This is a genomic window from Candidatus Falkowbacteria bacterium (assembly GCA_016699775.1).
GTDB classification, from domain to species: Bacteria; Patescibacteriota; Patescibacteriia; order Patescibacteriales; family Patescibacteriaceae; genus Patescibacterium; species Patescibacterium danicum.
Genome location: CP065010.1, coordinates 779,734 through 800,001, shown reverse-complemented (window position 1 = coordinate 800,001; position 20,268 = coordinate 779,734). Strand labels below are relative to the sequence as shown.

At 37.1% G+C, this 20,268-nt stretch carries 17 protein-coding genes; 16 read left to right on the top strand and 1 reads right to left on the bottom strand.

The window, feature by feature from the left end; genetic code table 11:
* Positions 1-4 precede the first annotated feature (4 nt).
* Positions 5-1,474 (bottom strand): bifunctional (p)ppGpp synthetase/guanosine-3',5'-bis(diphosphate) 3'-pyrophosphohydrolase, encoded by a 1,470-nt coding sequence (locus tag IPN41_04065; GenBank protein QQS60264.1) that lies wholly within the window; start codon positions 1,472-1,474, stop codon positions 5-7.
* A 75-nt stretch (positions 1,475-1,549) separates the two neighbouring features.
* Here IPN41_04065 and IPN41_04060 point away from each other — a divergent pair, with 75 nt between their 5' ends.
* From IPN41_04060 to IPN41_03985, 16 genes are all read left to right on the top strand, one after another.
* On the top strand, positions 1,550-4,282 hold the full coding sequence (locus tag IPN41_04060; protein QQS60263.1) for an Ig-like domain-containing protein: 2,733 nt from the start codon (positions 1,550-1,552) through the stop codon (positions 4,280-4,282).
* A complete protein-coding gene (locus IPN41_04055; GenBank protein QQS60262.1) occupies positions 4,269-7,256 on the top strand; it encodes an IPT/TIG domain-containing protein in 2,988 nt (995 codons plus the stop codon). The genes IPN41_04060 and IPN41_04055 overlap by 14 nt, the downstream gene beginning before the upstream one ends.
* A gap of 126 nt (positions 7,257-7,382) precedes the next feature.
* Positions 7,383-8,873: a hypothetical protein gene (locus tag IPN41_04050; protein ID QQS60261.1), complete on the top strand. Its 1,491-nt coding sequence runs from the start codon at positions 7,383-7,385 to the stop codon at positions 8,871-8,873.
* Positions 8,839-10,401 (top strand): hypothetical protein, encoded by a 1,563-nt coding sequence (locus tag IPN41_04045; protein ID QQS60260.1) that lies wholly within the window; start codon positions 8,839-8,841, stop codon positions 10,399-10,401. Before IPN41_04050 ends, IPN41_04045 begins: the two co-directional genes overlap by 35 nt.
* A gap of 154 nt (positions 10,402-10,555) precedes the next feature.
* The gene (locus tag IPN41_04040; GenBank protein QQS60259.1) at positions 10,556-10,768 is read left to right on the top strand and encodes a fibronectin type III domain-containing protein; all 213 of its coding nucleotides are present in this window, start codon (positions 10,556-10,558) and stop codon (positions 10,766-10,768) included.
* Between the two features lie 26 nt (positions 10,769-10,794).
* On the top strand, positions 10,795-11,259 hold the full coding sequence (locus tag IPN41_04035; protein ID QQS60258.1) for a hypothetical protein: 465 nt from the start codon (positions 10,795-10,797) through the stop codon (positions 11,257-11,259).
* Positions 11,260-11,273: 14 nt separating this feature from the next.
* Complete coding sequence (locus tag IPN41_04030) at positions 11,274-12,581, top strand: hypothetical protein (GenBank protein ID QQS60257.1); 1,308 nt, start codon at positions 11,274-11,276, stop codon at positions 12,579-12,581.
* 4 nt (positions 12,582-12,585) lie between these two features.
* Positions 12,586-13,005, top strand: coding sequence for an rRNA maturation RNase YbeY (gene ybeY, locus IPN41_04025; GenBank protein QQS60256.1), 420 nt, complete (start codon positions 12,586-12,588; stop codon positions 13,003-13,005).
* A complete protein-coding gene (locus IPN41_04020) occupies positions 13,002-13,379 on the top strand; it encodes a diacylglycerol kinase (protein QQS60255.1) in 378 nt (125 codons plus the stop codon). Before ybeY ends, IPN41_04020 begins: the two co-directional genes overlap by 4 nt.
* Positions 13,380-13,427: 48 nt before the next feature.
* Positions 13,428-14,687: a cell division protein FtsA gene (gene ftsA / locus IPN41_04015; protein ID QQS60254.1), complete on the top strand. Its 1,260-nt coding sequence runs from the start codon at positions 13,428-13,430 to the stop codon at positions 14,685-14,687.
* Positions 14,688-14,826: 139 nt separating this feature from the next.
* Positions 14,827-16,005, top strand: a complete 1,179-nt coding sequence (gene ftsZ, locus IPN41_04010) for a cell division protein FtsZ (protein QQS60253.1) — start codon at positions 14,827-14,829, stop codon at positions 16,003-16,005.
* Positions 16,006-16,176: 171 nt separating this feature from the next.
* Positions 16,177-17,145: an HTH domain-containing protein gene (locus IPN41_04005; protein QQS60252.1), complete on the top strand. Its 969-nt coding sequence runs from the start codon at positions 16,177-16,179 to the stop codon at positions 17,143-17,145.
* 318 nt (positions 17,146-17,463) lie between these two features.
* Positions 17,464-17,928 carry a transcriptional repressor NrdR gene (nrdR, locus tag IPN41_04000; GenBank protein QQS60251.1) on the top strand — a complete coding sequence of 155 codons (465 nt, stop codon included), beginning with the start codon at positions 17,464-17,466 and terminating at the stop codon, positions 17,926-17,928.
* A gap of 310 nt (positions 17,929-18,238) precedes the next feature.
* Positions 18,239-18,475: a hypothetical protein gene (locus IPN41_03995; protein QQS60250.1), complete on the top strand. Its 237-nt coding sequence runs from the start codon at positions 18,239-18,241 to the stop codon at positions 18,473-18,475.
* A gap of 2 nt (positions 18,476-18,477) precedes the next feature.
* Positions 18,478-18,798, top strand: coding sequence for an MGMT family protein (locus tag IPN41_03990; GenBank protein ID QQS60249.1), 321 nt, complete (start codon positions 18,478-18,480; stop codon positions 18,796-18,798).
* Positions 18,795-20,240 carry an HD domain-containing protein gene (locus IPN41_03985; GenBank protein ID QQS60248.1) on the top strand — a complete coding sequence of 482 codons (1,446 nt, stop codon included), beginning with the start codon at positions 18,795-18,797 and terminating at the stop codon, positions 20,238-20,240. Before IPN41_03990 ends, IPN41_03985 begins: the two co-directional genes overlap by 4 nt.
* The last annotated feature ends 28 nt before the right edge of the window (positions 20,241-20,268 follow it).

Below are 20,268 nucleotides of genomic sequence, written 5' to 3'. Positions count from 1 at the left end.
TTTTTTACTTCTTATTAAATCCAGGAAAAAATCTCTTGAGAGATCCGAGTCGTGATTGCTTAGAATACTGTTTAATTTTTTCTTGAGCACGACGAGTTTTTACAAAGCCGAGCCAATCATAATTTGGTCCAGCTCGATTCTGATCAGTAATAATTTCTACCATATCACCATTCTTTAATTTTTGATCTAATGCCCCCATTGAATGATTGATTCGAGCCGAAACGCATTTATTACCAATATCACTATGAACCGCATAGGCAAAATCTACGGGTGTAGCCCCGGACGGTAGATCATGAACATCACCCCTTGGCGTAAAGACAAAAATTCTATCTTGGAAAATATGTAATTTTACTTCATTGATAAAGGCACGACTGGAGGTAGCTTTTCGTTGAATTTCTAAAATTTCTTGAACCCATTTTGGCATTTTCTCTTTTTCATCACCGCGTAATTGTTTGTAATACCAGTGGGCAGAGATTCCATAGACCGACTCTTCTTGCATTTCAGCGGTCCGAATTTGAAACTCCGTTGGTTGGCTATCAGGTCCAAAAACAGTGGTATGAATACTCCGGTAGCCATTTGGTTTTGGCACGGCAATATAATCTTTAAAACGATTATAACTTGGTCGCCAGGTTGCATGGACAATACCCAAGGCTTTATAACAATCCGCTACGGTTGGCACAATAATACGAAGGGCAAATACATCATAAATTTCATTAAAAGCCCGGTCTTTAGCCTGCATTTTTTGCCAAATACTATAGAGGTGTTTAAAACGTCCACTTATTTCATGCGGAATTTTTTCTTTATTGAGTTTTTCTGTAACTATTTTTTTTACCTTTTCAATATATTGATTTAATTCAGTTTTCTTTTCTATTTCATACCTATATTCAAGCTGTTTATACTCTTCGGGATATAAATACTTAAAACAAATATCTTCCATCTGCCATTTCATACTCCAGATACCAAGGAGCCCGGCAATTGGTGCGTAGATTTCTAGGGTTTCTTGAGTAATACGTTTTTGTTTTTCTGGAGGTAAGGCATCAAGGGTTCTGAGGTTATGTAATCTATCGGCAAATTTTATTAATATGACTCGTAAATCTTCGGCCATTGCTAAGAACATTTTACGTAGACTTTCTCGGTAGCGAGCAATCCCACGATATTTTATTTTACTTAACTTAGTAATGCCCTCAACAAGATGGGCAACTTCCTCACCAAATTCTTTTTGTATATCTTGAAGAGTTGTGCTTGTATCTTCGGGAACATCATGAAGCAACCCGGCAATTATTGTTGGAATATCAGAACGTATTTGGGCAAGAATAAAGGCTGTATGAAGTGGGTGTTGAATATACGGCTCTCCGGTTTTTCTCATTTGATCGCCATGAGCTTGGCACGCAAAATCATACGCTCGGCGTACTAATTCAAGATCAGCCTTTGGATGTGTATTTTCAACTTGAGAGATGATTTGTTCAATCGTCATATTATTGCCTATGGATGTATTGATATGCTATTATGATTATAAAAGATAGATTTTGGCAAGTCATAATTATACTTCATGTCAACTTCAAAAAAACGCTGGCTCCTTTTTCTTCTATCCCTCTTCTTAATTGTAGGGTTGGTTCCTGATGTTTTGGCTCAAGGAAATAATGTTGATCCAAATCTTCTTTGGGGAACAAATTATAGCCAATCCAGATTTCAAAGTATTGTTGGTCTTGGTGAGCAAGATCCACGTGTAACTATTGCCAAAGTAATTCGATTACTTCTGGGTTTTCTTGGCATCATTGCTGTTACTATAATAATATACGCAGGCTTTATCTGGATGACCTCTGGAGGCAATGAAGAGAAAATTAGTAAGGCTAAAGCTTTATTGAAAAATGGAGTTATTGGCCTTATTATCATTTTAGCATCATTTGGTATTGTTGCCTTTATTATACGTCAACTCATTGGCGCAACCACCGGTGGCGGTGGCGGTGGCGGTGGTGGGGGATCTGGGGGTGGTATTAGTGGTATTGGCAATGGAATAATTAAGAGCGTATATCCAGAACCTTTTCAAAGAGATGTTCCTCGTAACACTACAATAATTGTGACTTTTAGAGAAGCTATGAAAGCTGCAACTATTTGTGATAGAGTGGTTACTTCTGGTGATTTGGAAATTTGCGAACCGCTGGTTGCTAAAATTATTCCACGTAGTGTTAAAATTTTTAAGTCTTCTGAATTGAATGGTCCGTTTGTTGAAGATGTCACTGTTACTTCAGTTGATAATAAAACTTTTATTTTTAAACCAGCTGGTCCAAGGTACTTAGGTGAAGGGAATAATGATACTAACTACACAGTAAACTTAACAGTTGACATAAAAAGAGCTAATGGCACTCGAGCCTTTACGTCTCTTGATGGTTTTCGTTGGACATTTACAGTCAAGGATGATGTTCTAGATTTACGTTCTCCAAAAATACTTGAGATTAATAATGGAGGAATTTTCCCTCTACCTGATGATGATGCTGATACACTCTCTAGTACCACGCCTGCAATTGCTGCTGAAGGAAGAATTATTGTTAACGAAAAGCCCTCTGTCTATCGAGCGGCCTCAGCTGCTATTACAAGATTATCACCTCCAAGTACACCTCTTAAAGCCCGGGTTGAAGGCACTAACCGATGCGCTGATGGAACAGTCACAATTAGTTTGGTTGATGAAGGTGGAATTTTAAAAGCTAGTGTAGATTATGGCCAGGAAGAAATTGTCGATCCTCCTAATCCTTTGCCCATTATTAATAATTATTTTGATTTATCTTCATGTAATTTACGTGTAATTCTAGAACCTGAGTATTCTGCGGGTCATAGCTGGAAAGTTGAAACACGTTCAAGAATAAAGGCGGATACATTAACAATTGGTAGTAAAATATACACATTTGTTGCTTCAAATCCAAACGTTAATCAAATCGCTGTTGGCTTAAATAATGTAGCGACTGCTACTTCAATTAAAAATTCAATTAATTCAATTGATAGTTCTCATCCTGAAGTAACTGCTACCTCAGATGGAAATGTTGTAACCTTCAAAGCAAAAGTAGCTGGCACAGCAGGCAATCTTTTAGGTCTTTCAGCATCTAATCAATTAGCTTTAAACGTCACGGCATTTAGTGGTGGCGCAGATTTAACAAATATTTATACGATTAATGGTAAAAAAGATCATCCAATGAATACTGTTATTCAAATTAATTTTAATGAAGCAATTAATCCTTTGACAATTAGTGGTTCAAGTACAGATGTCGCTGACAAGTTACGAATTATTAATGCGGCTACCGGAGCTCTGCCAAATGGAGGCAGTTGTACAGAAGATAAAAATTGTCTTTCATATAAATGTAGTAATAGACTATGTGTTGGTGATCAACTGGCTGGAACGTTTTTAGTCTCAAATCAATATAAAACAGCTGAATTTATTTCTGATTTTAAATGTGGTGTCAACGGTTGTGGTGAAAGTATCTACTGTTTACCAAAAAATAGCCACTTAAAAGTTCAAGTTGAGGCAGCTTCTTTGACTCCTTGTGCTTCTAATACAGATTGTATAATGCCTGGCTATACTTCTTGTATCAGTAATGTCTGTCAAAATGCTGAAAATAAAAATTCCCCGGTGGCAAGTGCTTTGAACGGAATTGTTGATGCCTCTAATAACTCGTTAGATGGTAACCGTAATGATAATCCTCAAGGTAAAGCCAGTACTTGGAATGAAAATCTCTCTATTGAAGATAATGATAACCGAGGTGATAATTATGAATGGTCATTTTGGATCAGCGAACGTCTTGACTTAACTACCCCAGAAATTATACCGGTTGACGGGCTTGATGTTGTCAATAATCAGAGAGGGGTTGGAGTTTCTACAGCTATTAGTATTATATTTTCAAAATTAATGCTTTCTTCTAGTTTGTCAACGGGTAGTGTGAACATAAATAATGGCATAGAAACAATTAATCATCATTTAATTAATCTATGGAGTATGGCCAGCGATCCGATTGGTTACTGGATTCAGAAAGAGAATAGAGATATTGATCCTCTGGATGGTGTGCCAGACCAAACAAAGGCAATCTTGTATCATGGAACATTTAATGATTCAACTCTTTACCGAGCCCAGGTTGGCTCTGGTGTAAAAGATATTTACCAAAATTGTTATAAGCCTTCAGCTGGACCAACCTGCACTCCAAATTCTTCAAATCCTTCTTGTTGCCGAAATAGTGGAGGAGTCTTGTATCCAACTTCTACCTTAAACCCTCGGGGAAATTGTTATGATCTTGAATAAAACTACATCAACCAAGATTTTTCTGGCTACTGTATTAGTAGTTGGTCTTTGGTTTGCAAAAGCCCCGGTTGTTAAAGCGCAAGTAGATCTTGGACTAAATTTTGCAGGTCAAATTGGTCTGTCGGATCAAGACCCACGAGTTACTGTCGCTAAAGTAATTCGAATTGGTCTTGGGTTTCTAGGAATTATTGCTGTTTGTTTGTTGCTTTATGCTGGTTTCCTTTGGATGAATTCAGGTGGCAATGAAGAGAAAATCGCTACAGCCAAAAAACTTCTTATTAATGCCACTATTGGTTTAGCTATTATTTTATCAGCTTTTGGTATTGCGAGTTTTATAATAACTCGACTCTTAAGCGCAACCGGTGGTAGTGGAGGCGGAGGCGGCGGGGGAGTTTGTAACCCTTCTTGTATTGCTGGTGAAGTTTGTTGTAGTGGTGTTTGTGTTTTCGGAACTTCATGTAGTATTTTTGGTAGCACACCTTTTACGGTAAGGAATACGATCCCGGTTAATCGGATGACTAACTTGCCTCGTAATACAGTTATTACTTATAAATTTAACGAGCCAATTCGCGCTGCCTCGGTTACTGATGCAACTTTTACCGTTCAAGATACGACGAATACACCAATTCCTGGTACTCGAACTATTAATGGTAAATATATTGAATTTGTACCTGATGCTCTTTGTCCTCCACCACATGCAACTTTGCATTGTTTGCCATCGACGACCAATATTTCTGTTAAAGCTGTTAATGGAAATATTATAAGTAATAGTGGTAAAAATCTAGATTGTACGGGAGCGCCTTGTTCCATTTCATTTACCACTGGAAATTATGTAGATATAGATAAGCCACGTATTAATATCGTAAGTGAGCAAGTGTGTGTCGCCCCAAATAATACTTTAAGTGGCAGTGCGATTGATGATTATGGGCTTCGATTAATGGATTTTTATGTTGAAGGCTCATTGGTTAGAAGTGAATTAAATGAACCTCCGCCTTTATCTCCGTTTAATGCTTCAGCAATTTGGAATGGCGAAGCTTTTACCGTTGGTCAAAATATTGAATTAAAAGCAACTGTTTATGACTTTGCTTCAAACCAAGCTTCTGCTCAAAAACGGGTTCGTGTCTCAGCTGGTCATTGTTGTAATGGAAGACAGGATGGTGACGAGGAAGCTACTGACTGCGGTGGAAGTTGTTTAGCTTGTAATGGACAAGCTTGTGCGATGGATAGAAATGATCCTGATGGACAATGTAGTGATGAACTCTGCTCTTCAAATTCCTGCTCTGCTACGGGATCGACACAACTGTCTTGTGAAGATGCTGGCTTTGATCCGGGAACTTCAAGTTGTTGCTTATGTCAAAGTAAGCCAAGAATAGATTCAATTACTCCTTTAGGTGGCTTTTGCTCAAATGATTTTGATATTTCCTGTACCGTTGAGACTGTAAATGATGATTGTGGTGAGGGAAATTTCTGTGATGTTGGAACACCAAATGGAAGTGCAGGTAATTTTATTACTATTTCCGGAAGCGGATTTGGGACAGATCGCGGTAAAGTATTTTTTACTGGTAGCGATGATACTGAAGTTCAAGCTGTTTTAGCTGATGACACCATTCTTGGAAATACTCGGTGTGATACCAATGTTTGGACAAACAAACAAATTATTGCCGTTGTCCCCGCTGGTGCCATTGACGGCGGGATCACCGTTGAGTCTGCGAGTCAGACCCGAGATCGAAGTGATGACTTGTATGGACCTATGATTAATCTTTTCAAGAAAAACTCCATTGATCGACCAGGTTTGTGTGAGATTGATCCAGATTTGGGAAAGCAAGGCGATGTAATTAATTATTTCGGTGTAAAGTTGAATTTATCAGAAGCTTATTTTGGAAACCTTCTATCACATGTTGCAGCCACTGATTCAACTTTCATTGAACCAAAAAGAGGAACCGCTAAGGTGCCAAATTTGCAAACTGGAAAAACAACGACGTATGTATTAGAATCCGGAGTATATAGTAACTTTTTAGATTTTACAAAAAAAGCTGAACCATTTGTTGGTCCTGAAATTGGTTCAATTGAGCCAGCCCGAGGACCAATTGGTCAGTATGTAACAATTCGTGGTTCTGGTTTTGGTTCATCAAAAGGAAATAGTAAAATTCGGTTTGGTGATGTTACGGGACCAGAAGCGGACTATGATTTTCCTCAAGTCTGTGCCGAGAGTGTTTGGTCAGATAGACAAATAATTGTAAAAGTCCCAAACCCAATTCCTCTTGGGGATTATGTAATTACCTTAGAAAAAGCTGGCTCTGCGCCAGTAAATAGTGGAACGCAAACATTTGAAGTAACTGCCGGATCACCTAATCCTGGTGTTTGTCGAATTGACCCTTCACTTGGTCAGAAAAATAGCACAGTTACTTTTTGGGGAGAATATTTTAAAACAAAGGATAGAAACAGTGCTGTGAGATTTTATAATAATCAAGTTCAAAGTGAAGATAACATAACATTTTGGGAGATTGATCGATCTGGCACTTGGAAAGTAGTAACCACTGTACCGCAAAACGCAAATTCTGGTCCTGTTCGTATTGAAGCAGGCTCACCTACACAAGTAAGTAATAGTTTAAATTTTTCTGTTGGTCTTTGTACAAGAAATGAAGACTGCGGTGGAACAGAAACTTGCTGTGCTGCTGGTTTGCCAGAAGCTGGAAGATGTAAAGCTAATGCTTCTGAATGTTATGGGTCAGTAGCCACCAGCGTGTATGAATGGCAGTTCTCTACCGGTTATGCAACTTTGTCTTGTGGCACTGGTCAAGTACAATGTGGTTCGATCTGCTGTGCTGGTGGTGGTTGTGATGAACTTGAGCCAAATAAATGTGCCTTATGTCGTGTCGCTGGTCAACATAGATGTGGAGATGGTAAATGTTGTACCAACCCTTGTATTCCTGATAATAATGGCAATACCACTTGTGTAGCCTCATGTTCCTGATATACATATAACCAATGTATTGAAGGTTATTTTTGTCCAAATTCACCTGGAAAGTGTTCTCCTTCTGGTGGGACTGGGGAGCCGATTGCGACCGGACAAATATGTGGTAATGCTTACTGTGATGACTTGCCTGGTTGTGAAAATAATACTTGTGAATATAATCAAACATTAAATCGATGTGTTAAAACTGCAACCTTAACCAGTTCTTGTAAGGCCAAAGATTTGAAAGATAATCCACGACCTCCAGAGACTCCAAAAATAATTCGTATAAATAACAATCCAGACGGTGATCCAGTTGAAGGCTATTGTGCATTATTTAATGATGAACCACGCTGGCATATTAGTTGGCAGATTTCTTGTCCGGCTGGCTGGGTGCAAGGTAGTGGTGATTTCTGTATAGATAAATATTCTATTAATGGACCTTGTTCAATTTGTGGAAATAATCAGACTTGTAAAATGAATGGCGATCGGGGAGTTTGTGCGGTTGGTAATGCTGTTTGTTCAACCGGATCAACCTGCTATCCAGATAATCAATGCAAAAAACTAGATACTGGAACCTGTGAATGTTGTTGTCGTATTGATAATGCTCAAGAAGATTGTTGTGATGGATTATTATGTGATGGTTCTTGTGGATCTGGACCACGACTTGGTTTCTGTTCTGGTTGTGTGGTTGGCGAAGATCAAGAAGTGAATGATGCAAAATGTAATTGTGCAAAATCTCAGGGAAAGATTTGTGATGCCAGTGTTGATCCACGTGGTCGATGTGTTGATTGTGAATCAATCACTGATCCGGCGGAGTGTTCAAAACATGGTGCCTGTTGTGTTGATGGTAGAACTTCTGCAAATAAATGTGTTGGTTTAGCGGAATCTCAAGAAATAGTTACTGAGACTATCGGCGGGGAACCAGTAAATTTCTGTGGATTTTATAAATGTACCGGTGTTTATCCGAATAGTTGTGATGACCAGATATACAAGATTGGTGCCTATCAAACACGAGATACTTGTGACTTGTCTTGTGTAGAAGCTCCGATCCCTTGTAGTAATAGTGGAAGTTGTAATAATTCAAGTCCAGCTTGTGCTGAAGGTTTTATCTGCTCTGATACAAGTTGTACTTGCGTAAGAGAGTCAGAAGGTGAGGCTGGTCAGTCTTGTGCTGTTTCTGCTGACGATCCATCTTGTTTATTAATTGGAGGTTGCAGAACTGGATATAACTGTTTAGATGATACTCCTAATGATCCTGTTTGCCGTTGTTGTTGCAAGCCACCAACCGGAAATGAGCCAGATTCATGTAAAGATATTAATCCGAATTTAAGCTGTCTTGCTAACCAAGGATTATGTAGTGGAGGCGAACGCGGATTATGTTGTGGTTGTAGTAAGGATAGCGAGTGTGGTGATCAGCTTACGGTAGGTTGTGGCACAACTGGTGCTCGTTGTTGCAGTGCTCGACCAACTGTTGAACAACATTTGCCAGCAATTGGTGCGACTAATGTTTGTCGTAATGCTGCTATTGAGGCTGTCTTTGATCAAAAAATGGATATTGCGAGCTTTAGTGAAGATCGAAATGTTCAAATTATTGGTGACTATGGGAATGACTCTTGTCCAAGTGGTTACCCATGACCTTGTTGCTTCATCACCTCCAACTGGTCGTTTAGCAAATTTCCTTCATCCTATTAAAAAAGTATTAGTTAAGATTGCCCCTTTCTTATTATCACGTCCGGCTTTTGCTGATTTTAGTAATTTTTGTATTGTTAATGGTAGTCCAATAGGATCAGAAGTTGCTAACATGAAATCTAAAATGAGTTTTCGTTTAACACGACCACTAGATTCTGGAATTACATATTATGTGGTCCTAAAGGGTGATCCAGCTTTAGGGGTTGGTAATATTAGACCAAAAGATTTTTATAATGAACATATCACCAGTATAAGTAACGTTGGTATGGTTGGGGTAGTGCGGGGTACGAGAGTTCCAAATATTTTTAATAATACTCAGTTTAAGAATGCAGAAATTTGGAAATTTACAGCCAGTACCGAAATTTGTTCACTTGACTCGGTTCAAGTTTCTCCAAATTTTCACTTATTCCAAAAAACTGGTCAGGAAATATATTTAAATGCTGCTCCTAAGAATCGTAATGGACAAACAATCCAACCAATTCCTATAGTTTATAATTGGGATTGGGGTTGGAATTCAGAAAATAATAATATTGCTCAAGTAGTTGAACAAGGTGATCCAACAATTGCCTTGGCAACTGCTGGAAATGCTAAAGATGCTCAGACCCTTGGTAAGGCCAGCTCTACTATTACAGTTGATACAATCGGTTCTACTACTGGGAAAGTTGTAGCAGGTGTGTCTCGACTTCGCTTATTCTTGTGTGAGAATCCATGGCCGGTATATTTTGCTCTTCCTGGATATCCATGGCCATGGAAAGATGATACTACGGGAATAGAATTTTATTATTGTCGCGATAAACAAGGTATTGGTACCAGTGATGACTTACCAGCTTTGCAAGAAGATCCATTAATTGGACCAACAAGTCGTCGAATTTGTATGTCTGGTGCAAATTCTGGAAAGAGCTGTCGAACTGATCGTGATTGTACAAACATTGTTGGTAGTTGCTTGCCCGAAGTCTTAAAGGAATTTTTCTTCTTTAGAGAACAAGTTGCTGATGTACCAACAATCACTGGAACCGTAGACGCCATTGGTGGTCAAGTAACATTAAGCTGGAATGCTACTCGGTTAGCTGCTAAATATAAAGTCTACTATGGTTTAAGACCAGGTCATTACACATCTAATGTTGAGGCGACGGGCACAGGTACTACAGTTACAAAGACAATTTCTGGATTAGTTAATGGTTTGAGTTATTATTTTGCGGTCACTGCTTTAACTGATAAAAATCAAGAAACTGTTTTATCAAATGAGTTAAGATTACGACCAACCGATACAACGCCACCAATTCCTCCACGAATCCTTGGTAGCGGTGCAGACCAAAGAATCACTTTGTTCTGGGATCAGGTGCCTGAAGCAACAAGCTATATGGCGTATCTAGGCGTGGAAGCCCCACCAAGCACAAATTATCCAATTAGTCAGCCAGTGAGAACTGTTCCCTGGTCCAAATCAGCCGAATACTACTTTCACTGGATTAGATAATAATGGAACATATTATCTAGTTGTTAAATCTGTTGATTTATATGGAAATGCCAGCCCTTACTCTTCGTCAGTTACTGTTAAACCAAATGACCCTTATTTAATCTCAGCTGTAGTTGAACGGGGGGATGGAAGAACTGGTGTTAGACTTAAATGGTTGCCCTTTATTGGCGCTCAAGGCTATACTATAAAATATAATTATGAAGGATCTAATTTGCCTCCACAGACGATTGAAGTTGGAAGTTCGCTTTTAAATTATAAAGTTCAGAATTTGATTATTGGTGAAAACTACCAATTTAAGATCATTGCTAAAAAGGCAAATAATCAAATGAGTAATGAGTCTAATTCAATTAGTACTATAGTTAGATAAAATTATTAAATAATATTGTATCCATTATGCCTTTTCCAAATAGTAACTTTCAAAATGATCAAGATTCAGTAACCCGTAAAGGGATTATTGTTTTGAGTATATTTTTAGTAATTTTGATTGGTTTTTTTATTTGGTATAATTACCGACTTTCAGATACAACTTCTGGTACAAGCAAAGGTGGATTTTTCAGTAATTTGTTTTCCAAAGATACAGATAATACAACTACCCCACTTGATGATGTTGATGGAGATGGTTTAAATAACCAAGAAGAAAAAACCATAAACTCCATTGATAACAATATTGATTCGGATTCTGATGGTTTAACTGATGGTGAGGAGGCTAAGGTATATCAGACAAAACCTTTAGAAGCTGATTCAGATGGAGATAGTGTTATTGATGGTGAGGAAATAAAAAATCGTACTAATCCTCTTGACCCATCTCCAAAAGCACCATGGCCACCTACCCCTACTAATTTATCTCCTAATAAATAATTTAATCTTGATGTATGTTTAATGAAAATCAATTACACGCTGTTGAAGAAAATACTCCTCCTTCTACACCCCCTCCTTTACCAAAAGAAACCGCTGAGGCTAATGTTAATAATACGGAAATTTATTACATGCCAGATAATTTTCGTAAAAGCAATCATACAGTTCGTAAACAAACCTCTATTCCTGGAACTTGGGTTTTGGGAGTGAGTATTCTTCTTTTAATTCTCCTGGGAGGTGGTTTATATATGTACTGGCTTAGACCTAATTTTCTAAATGGCATTTTTGGAAGTAAACAAGTTGTGCCAGCGGAAATTCCTCAAGATTTACTGCCAAAGGTTGATTCAGAAAATATGACTCCAACAGATCAAGATACTGATTCAGTTCCAATAAGTTCCGCTAAACAAGTGTATATTACATTTAGAACTGAACTAGCTTCAGCTACTTCAGCAGATAATTATTTGGCAATCTATTCTAAGTATGCCACTGGTACGAAATATGAAACTGTGAAGAATGAAAAAGAACAGCTTGAGTTAGCCAATGAAACTTCTAATCTTTTAATGATGTTAAAAGAAAAAAACTCCCCGGCTCTTGATGGTACCGAGGATATTACTGAGACAAGCACCGCCAATACGGCAACTCTATCTGTTCAAAGAACAAATAAAAGAGAAAGTGGAAAAGTAGAGTTTGTATTGCAGGAAGGACAATGGAAAGTTTCAGAAGAAATCTGGTCAAATGCTATTTCCCCCGAGGAAGTTTCCGGAGAATTTTTACCAGGTACTGATGACGATCAGGACGGTTTAACTAATCAAGAAGAAGTTGCTTTGGGAACCAATAGTAAAGCTTCAGATAGTGATGGAGACAGTTATGAAGATTTATCAGAAGTTAATAATGGTTATAACCCTACTGGTGAGGGAAAGATTTCTGAAAATGAAAGTTTAAAAGAGTATCGTAATTCTACTTTTAATTTAAATATTTTATACCCAGGTAGCTGGGATACAAAAATCGCCTCAACTGAAGATTCTGTGATTATGACTGCCTCAGACCAACAATTTATTCAATTATTAGTACAACCAAATACTGATCAAGAGGATATTATTAGCTGGTATAAAAAAACTTTTAATGTTGAGAATATTCCAATTTCTCAGCTAGTAACTAACCAAGAATGGGATGGTGTTCGTACCCCAGATGGATTAACCGCTTATATCACAAATAAAGATAAATCCTATATTTTTATTGTGACGTATAATCTTGGTAATAACCGAGTTTTGAATTATAAGAATATTTTTGAGTTGGTTCTGCGAAGTCTAAAAATCACTTCATAGGCATATGTCTGTTGTAGTGACTAATAAGACGCGTCAGCGTCTTAATCAAGCTGTGATTGAGCAAGCAGTTGAAGCGACATTGGCTTTTTGTCGTAAAAAAGGCAGTGTTTCAGTGGTAATTATTGGTGACAGTAAAATGAAGCAACTTAATGCTTATTATCGAGGAAAAAATTCAACCACAGATGTTTTGTCGTTTACTGAAACCGAGTCAATGGTTCCCGAGAAAAATTTTTTAGGGGAAATATTCATTGATTATCAAGTTATAAAAAAACAGGCCAAAAAATTTTCACCATCAATCCGTTTTGAGCTAGCTTTTATTGTAATTCATGGTACGCTTCATCTTCTTGGCTATGACGATGTGACTCTTGCCGGTGCAGAAAAAATGGAAAAGATGGGTTACTCTATAATTAAGAAAATTCTATGACAATATTCCAGAGATTAATAAAAAGTTTTCAGTATGCGGGAAGAGGTATTCACCAAGCTTGGAAAGAAGAGCAAAATTTCCGAATTGAAGTATCAACTGCCATAATTATTTTATTGCTTGCTTCGTGGCTTAATCTTGGAATTATTAAAATTAGTATTTTGGTTCTGACTTGCGGTTTTGTTTTGGCCCTAGAATTAGTTAATACAATGATTGAACATATTAGTGATGTTTTAAAGCCTCGTCTTGATCATTATGTTCGTCAAATTAAAGACTTAAGTTCGGCAGCTGTTTTGGTGGCCGCTGTTACTGCTATTATAATTGGAATTTGTCTATTATTACCGCCTTTGTGGCAGCTTTTAAGTTGGCAAGCTTAAGAGTCTCTGGTATAATAGATCTATTGTCTAGTGTCAAATTTTCCTCCTATGAAAGAAAATCTTATTGCTGGTTTAGATATTGGCTCGTTAGAGACTCGTTTGGTAATTGGCCAACGAGTTGAAACCGAGGGTGGTAGTAAACTACAAATTATTGGTGCTGTTTCAGTCCCTTCAGAGGGGGTAAATAAAGGTATAATAAATAGCATTGAAGATACAACCGCTTCAATTTCGGCCGTATTAGAAAAGGCTGAAAGATTGTTAGGTGCACCAATTAACTCAGCCTGGGTGGGAATTAATGGTCCAAATCTTAAGTGTCAAACAAGCCGTGGTGTGGTGGCTGTTAGCCGTTCTGATAGCGAAATCAATACCGAAGATATTAACCGGGTAATTGAAGCCGCCCAGGCTTTAGCTGTTCCACCGAACTATGAAATACTTCATGTTATTCCTTCAAAATTTATTGTTGATAGTCAGGAAGATATAAAAAATCCGGTTGGTATGACTGGTATTCGTTTAGAAGTTATTACATTGATTATTCAGAATTTAACAAGTCAGATAAAAAACCTTACCAAGGCTATTTATCATACAGGTTTGAATATTGATGACTTGGTATTTTCACCTTTAGCCGCCGGAACGGTTGTTACATCCTCAAAACAAAAAGAAATTGGAACCGCTGTTGTTAATATTGGCGCAGCTACAACCAGTATCGCTATTTTTGAAGAAGGGGAGTTATTGTATGCCTCAGTTCTGCCAATCGGCTCGTCCCATATTACATCTGATATTGCTATTGGATTGCGCTGTCCAATTAACCTGGCTGAGAAAATAAAGATTCGTTATGGATCAGCCAAGGCTGAGAAATATAATAAGAAAGACGAAATTGATATTAGTGATATTGTTCAAGAAGAAAATTTAACTGATGAGATTACAGTTATTTCTCCACGCTATGTGGCTGAGATTATTGAAGCTCGCGTTGAAGAGATTTTTGAAAAAGTTGATGGTGAGTTAAAAAAAGTTGATCGCTCAGGAATGCTACCATCTGGTATTTGTTTGGTTGGTGGCGGAGCTAAACTTTCTGATATTGTTGAAATTGCTAAAAAGAAACTCCGCTTGCCAGTTGCCCTTGGTGTAAATCGTAGTGTTGCCACAGTAGTTGATAAGGTAAATGACCTTGAATATATGACTGCTCTTGGTTTAGTTGTTTGGGGAAATCAAATGACCAAAGAAGTTTCTGGAAAGGGTCCTTTAGCAAATCTACCGTTTCAAAAAATGTTTGATAAAGTACGTGGTTTGTTTTCCTCACTTCGTCCCTAGGAGTGAACACAAAAAGTGTTCATGTTGCTTGCAATTTGTAATCGCTCGTTCTATAATAAAAAGAACAGCGGTTTTTTTATTTATTGATATTTATTTATTTCGTCTACATAAAAGACGAGACCGCATTTAAATTTATTATATGGCTGAAGTCAAACCCTTAATTGAAAGTTTTGCTAAAATCATTGTCGTTGGTGTTGGCGGATCTGGTGGCAGTGCTTTAAATCGGATGATTGATAGTGGTATTAAGGGAGTAGAGTTTGTGGCAGTTAATACTGATGTTCAAGCTCTGCATTACAACAAAGCTACAAAAAAAATTCATATTGGTAAAAATATTACCCGTGGTTTGGGAGCTGGGATGAATCCGGAATTAGGCAGACAAGCTGCTGAAGAAGCTCAGAATGAAATTCGTGATTCACTGAAAGATGCCAATATGGTTTTCGTAACTTGTGGTTTAGGTGGGGGTACAGGTACTGGTGCTTCACCAGTTGTGGCTGAGTTAGCACGTGACATTGGCGCCTTAACTGTGGCTGTTGTAACAAAACCTTTTTCTTTTGAAGGTGCTCAAAGAAAGCAAATTTCGGAACGAGGCCTTGCTGAATTAACAGATAAGGTTGATACAATTATCACAATACCAAACGACAAGATTCTCCAGGTTATTGAAAAAAAGACTTCAATTCTTGATGCCTTTATGGTGGTTGATGAAGTCTTACGCCAAGGTGTTCAAGGTATTTCAGAATTAATTACCATTCCAGGTTTAATCAATGTTGACTTTAACGATGTCAAAGCAGTTATGTCTGGTGCCGGTAGTGCCTTAATGGGTATTGGTCAGGCATCTGGCGAGAATAAAGCAATTGAAGCTGCCAAGATGGCAATTAACTCTCCATTACTTGAAATGTCTATTGAAGGGGCTCGGGGGATTCTCTTTACGATTGTTGGTGGTTCAAATTTAAGTATGCATGAAGTTAATGAAGCAGCTAAAATTATTACCTCTTCGGCTGATGAAGATGCTAAGATTATTTTCGGTGCTGTTATTGATCCAAAGTATAAAGATGAAATTAAGATTACCGTGGTGGCAACCGGCTTTAATGGCAAGCGTCCTGTTGGAACACCCTCTTCAATTGCTCCAAATATAGAGCGTAGCTATAGCCCAACCCCGTTTATTGAAGAAGATCAGGAACGACATATGCCTTCTTCTAAATCAAAGCCCTCAGCCTTGAAAATGGCTCAGGCTGAACCAGCTACCAAGAAAGTTAATTCTGATGAGGAAGAAGATGACGAATTGTCTATCCCAACCTTTATTCGGAAGAAGATGATGTGAGCCTCTGATAAAGCTACGGCTTCACGAAGTAATATTAGCAAAAAATATAGCATTTTATTGTAAAACGAGGCTGAAAATGCCTCGTTTTTGCATAATTGTAGTAATCATGTTGACAGTTGACAGTCAACTGTCAACCTGATAAAATATTAGAATAAGAGTAATTAAAAAATTATGGATACGCGGGAAAAAATAATTAAACTAATTAAAGATAAAGGTCAAATAACAGCTAATGAAATAGCTGAATATTTAGATATTTCCAGACAAGCTTTATATAAACATCTGCCAGACATGCTGTCCGGAAAACAAATAATTAAGATCGGAAGACCGCCGAAAGTTTTTTATACCCTTAAAGAAAAGGAGTCAGAAAAAACTAGTCATGAAGTTGATAACGAAACTAAAAATATAATCAATAAGAATTATTTTACCATTACTCCAAGTGGGGAAAAGCTGGAAGGATTTGCCGGGTTTGTTTATTGGTGTGAAAAACAGAAATTGCCGATTGAAAAAACCGCTAAAGAATATTTGGTTACTTTGAAAAAGTATTCCGGTTTTAGGAAGGATGATCTTATTGACGGAATGCAAAAGATAAAGGGTACGTTTAAAGATTTATATCTAGACGATGTATATTATCTTGATTTTTACAGTATTGAGAGATTTGGCAAAACGAAGCTTGGTCAGATGCTATTATATGCCAAGCAAAGCCAGAATAGGAGACTAATGAAAGAATTGATTGAGGATGTCAGACCGGCAATCGAGAAGATGATAAAAAAATTTAACATTGATGGCGTTGGATTTGTACAACCGACTGTAAAAAGAGAAGTTCAGTTCATGAATGAGCTGAAAAAAAAGTTGAATCTGCCAGTTAAAGAGATAACAATTACTAAAATCAAGACAGATATTATAATCCCACAAAAGACTTTGAACAAGCTTAATGACAGAATCGAAAACGCTCAGAAGACTTTTGCCTTGGAAGAATCAGGACATTTTAATAATATCCTCTTGGTTGACGATGCCGTAGGTTCAGGTGCGACAATGAATGAAATTGCCAAGAAAATTAAGGATAAAAGAATCGCTAAGAAAGTTATCGGACTAGCTATAACAGGAAGCTTTAAGGGATTTGATGTGATTAGCGAGGTTTAAAAAATGTAGCTTTATAATGCTTTATGAAAAATAAAAATATTAAAATTCATCGGTCAAATGCAAAGTTGAGCCAGGATTATCTGGCTGAGCTCAGGAAAAAGTGCCTGATTAAAAGCACCAGCTCTCCGCTGTGGCTTTCTGGTAGAAACTTTACAAATGAGCAGGTAGATTTTTCTTGACATCCCTACGGGTTGTGCTAGAATAAGTCCATTAACTACTAGCTATTGTATTCAAAAATTGTGTTGATACAGAAATTGGCTAAAATAAAACATCCTTATACAGGTTTAATCACCTGAACGGGATGTTTTTTGTTATTTTATGAGATGTCCAGTCTGTTATTTCCAGGATACTAAAGTAGTTGATTCACGAGTAGCGGTTGATGGTCTTTCAATTCGTCGACGTCGTGAGTGTTTGAAATGTGGGTATCGTTTTTCTACCTATGAAGAAGTGGAAATTCTTGATTTAACCATTGTCAAACGCGATGGTCGTAAAGAAACCTATGTTCGTGAAAAGCTCATTAAAGGTTTACGACGCGCTTTGGAAAAGAGACCAATTACAGAGGAGAAGTTTAAAAAATTAGTTAGTTTAATTGAAAGAGATTTACAGGTAATGCGTAAGAATGAGATTCTTTCTGATCAGATTGGCCAGATCGTAATGAAGCAATTAAAAAAGATTGATCAGGTGGCTTATATTCGTTTTGCTTCAGTGTATGAATCTTTTAAAGATGCTCAAAGTTTTAAAAAGGAATTAAATAAATTGATAAAATCTGGCAAGAAAAACTGAACTAGCGGTGAGTCCTTAAAATTACCCCAATGCTTGTCTAGCCTGTTCTTTCTTAAGTTTAAATGGGTTTTGGCTAGGTTAAGAGCCACTTTGTAAAACCAGAGTGGTTTTTAAATTTTGGTAATTTAAAGTAAAGGGTTTTATTTATTTTATACTTAAAAAATATTATATAAATATTTATTTTTTTCTTATGAAGCTTGGGGACAGAATAAGTAACTATAATTGAATAAAGAATATGGTCTTAATCTTGTAATTCATGATTACTTGGTGTATCATAAAAATATAATGAATTTTAACTAATATTAGCCCTATGACAGACGAGGAACTACAAAAAATACTTGAGGAAAATTTAGCTTTGACCAAAGAAATACGGGCTTTAACAGCCAAAACTGAGTCTTATATTAAGTGGTTACGAGTTAGTGATGTCCTTAAGTTGTTATTAATTATTTTGCCTTTAATTGCTGCTTGGATTTACTTACCGGATATTATACAGTCTTTTACGGCTGGTTATGGGAGTATTATTCCTCAAGGTCTAATGATCAAATAACTATGAGTGCCAGAAAGTCTTCTTTGAGTTTTAGAGAAAAAGTTTGGTCTGCAACAAAAAAGATTCCTCAAGGAAAAATTGCAACGTATGCAATCATTGCTAGAATGATTAAAAATCCACATAGCGCTCGTGCAGTGGGAAATGCCCTTAACGCAAATCCGTTTGCTCCGGTCGTGCCTTGCCATCGGGTAGTTAGAGCAGATGGTAGTATTGGTGGATTTGCCTTAGGTTCAAAAAAGAAAATTGCTTTATTAAGAAGTGAAGGTATACAAATAGTGAATGGCAAAGTAGCTTCTTTGCAAAAATATTTATTTATAAAATGAATAAACTTAATTTTCCAAATTATATTTCTGATATTTTAACCCGCTTAGAAAAGGCGGGTTTTGAGGCTTATGTAGTTGGTGGTTCTGTGCGAGACTGGTTACTTGGTGCAACGCCAAAAGATTGGGATATCACGACCAATGCCAAGCCGGAGCAGATTATGAACGTGCTACCGGATAGTAAATATGAGAATACTTTTGGAACGGTGATGGTGGCGATTCGAAATGATGCTAAAGAAGCAGAAGCAGTTGTTGAAGTAACAACCTATCGCAGTGAACAAAATTACAGTGATCACCGGCGTCCTGATTCTGTGGTATTTGAAGAAAAGTTAGAAAATGATTTAGCACGACGAGATTTTACTATCAATGCTTTAGCAATGGCTTCTGATGGAACAGTAGTTGATTTATTTGGTGGAGAAAAAGATATACACAAAAGAATTATTCGTACAGTTGGTGAGCCAGTTGATCGTTTTAAAGAAGATGCTTTGCGAATGTTACGTGCGGTTAGATTTAGAGCTCAACTTGGTTTTGCAATTGAACCAAAAACCGAACGAGCAATTCAAAAATGTGCAGGTATAATTAAATTTGTGGCCAATGAAAGAATTCGTGATGAATTAATTTATATTTTAAGTTCAGATCATCCAGCAGAAGGGATTGAAAAACTTCAAGAATTAAAGTTGCTTAACTATATTATCCCTGAGTTAGAAGAGGGAATTGGCATGGCGCAAAATCATCACCATATACATACCGTCTATGATCATAATCTTTTGTCTTTAAAACATTGCCCAAACCCAGAATGGCAGGTTCGTTTTGCCAGTTTGCTACATGATATAGGAAAAGCCAGAACCAGAAAAATTATTAATGGTGGTGTAACTTTTTATAATCATGAAATTGTTGGTGCTAAAATTGTTTCCAAGATTGTTAAGAGATTACGATTTTCAACAGATGATAGTGAGAGAATAGTTAATCTAGTCAGAAATCATATGTTCTATTATAATGTTGATGAAGTCACAGCTGCTTCAGTTCGACGATTGATTAGGAAGGTTGGTGAAGCTAATTTATCTGACTTAATTGACTTGCGTGTTGCTGATCGTTTGGGCTCTGGAGTGGCTAAGGCTATGCCCTATAAACTTCGACATTTGCAATACATGATGGATAAAGTTCGTCATGATCCAGTGTCTGTTAAAATGTTAAAAATTAATGGTCATGATTTGATGACGGTTTTAGGTGTTGAACCAGGACCAAAAATTGGTATGATTTTGGATGTTTTGCTGTCTGAAGTTATAGAAGATCCAAATTTAAATACCAGCGATTATTTGTCAAAAAGAAGTCAGGAATTGAATTCACTAGAATTAGAAAGTTTACGGGCAAAAGCTAAAGAAGTTATTACTGAAAAACGGATTGAGGAAGATGATAATTTAAAAAAAGAATTTTATGTTAAATAGTAAATTTTTCATAGTAATCATTCTTCTA

Coding starts and splice junctions, on each gene's coding strand:
- IPN41_04065 (QQS60264.1), bottom strand. CDS start 1,474: ATGACGATTGAACAAATCATCTCTCAAGTTGAAAATACACATCCAAAG.
- IPN41_04060 (QQS60263.1), top strand. CDS start 1,550: ATGTCAACTTCAAAAAAACGCTGGCTCCTTTTTCTTCTATCCCTCTTC.
- IPN41_04055 (QQS60262.1), top strand. CDS start 4,269: ATGATCTTGAATAAAACTACATCAACCAAGATTTTTCTGGCTACTGTA.
- IPN41_04045 (QQS60260.1), top strand. CDS start 8,839: ATGGGAATGACTCTTGTCCAAGTGGTTACCCATGACCTTGTTGCTTCA.
- IPN41_04035 (QQS60258.1), top strand. CDS start 10,795: ATGCCTTTTCCAAATAGTAACTTTCAAAATGATCAAGATTCAGTAACC.
- IPN41_04030 (QQS60257.1), top strand. CDS start 11,274: ATGTTTAATGAAAATCAATTACACGCTGTTGAAGAAAATACTCCTCCT.
- ybeY (QQS60256.1), top strand. CDS start 12,586: ATGTCTGTTGTAGTGACTAATAAGACGCGTCAGCGTCTTAATCAAGCT.
- IPN41_04020 (QQS60255.1), top strand. CDS start 13,002: ATGACAATATTCCAGAGATTAATAAAAAGTTTTCAGTATGCGGGAAGA.
- ftsA (QQS60254.1), top strand. CDS start 13,428: ATGAAAGAAAATCTTATTGCTGGTTTAGATATTGGCTCGTTAGAGACT.
- ftsZ (QQS60253.1), top strand. CDS start 14,827: ATGGCTGAAGTCAAACCCTTAATTGAAAGTTTTGCTAAAATCATTGTC.
- IPN41_04005 (QQS60252.1), top strand. CDS start 16,177: ATGGATACGCGGGAAAAAATAATTAAACTAATTAAAGATAAAGGTCAA.
- nrdR (QQS60251.1), top strand. CDS start 17,464: ATGAGATGTCCAGTCTGTTATTTCCAGGATACTAAAGTAGTTGATTCA.
- IPN41_03995 (QQS60250.1), top strand. CDS start 18,239: ATGACAGACGAGGAACTACAAAAAATACTTGAGGAAAATTTAGCTTTG.
- IPN41_03990 (QQS60249.1), top strand. CDS start 18,478: ATGAGTGCCAGAAAGTCTTCTTTGAGTTTTAGAGAAAAAGTTTGGTCT.
- IPN41_03985 (QQS60248.1), top strand. CDS start 18,795: ATGAATAAACTTAATTTTCCAAATTATATTTCTGATATTTTAACCCGC.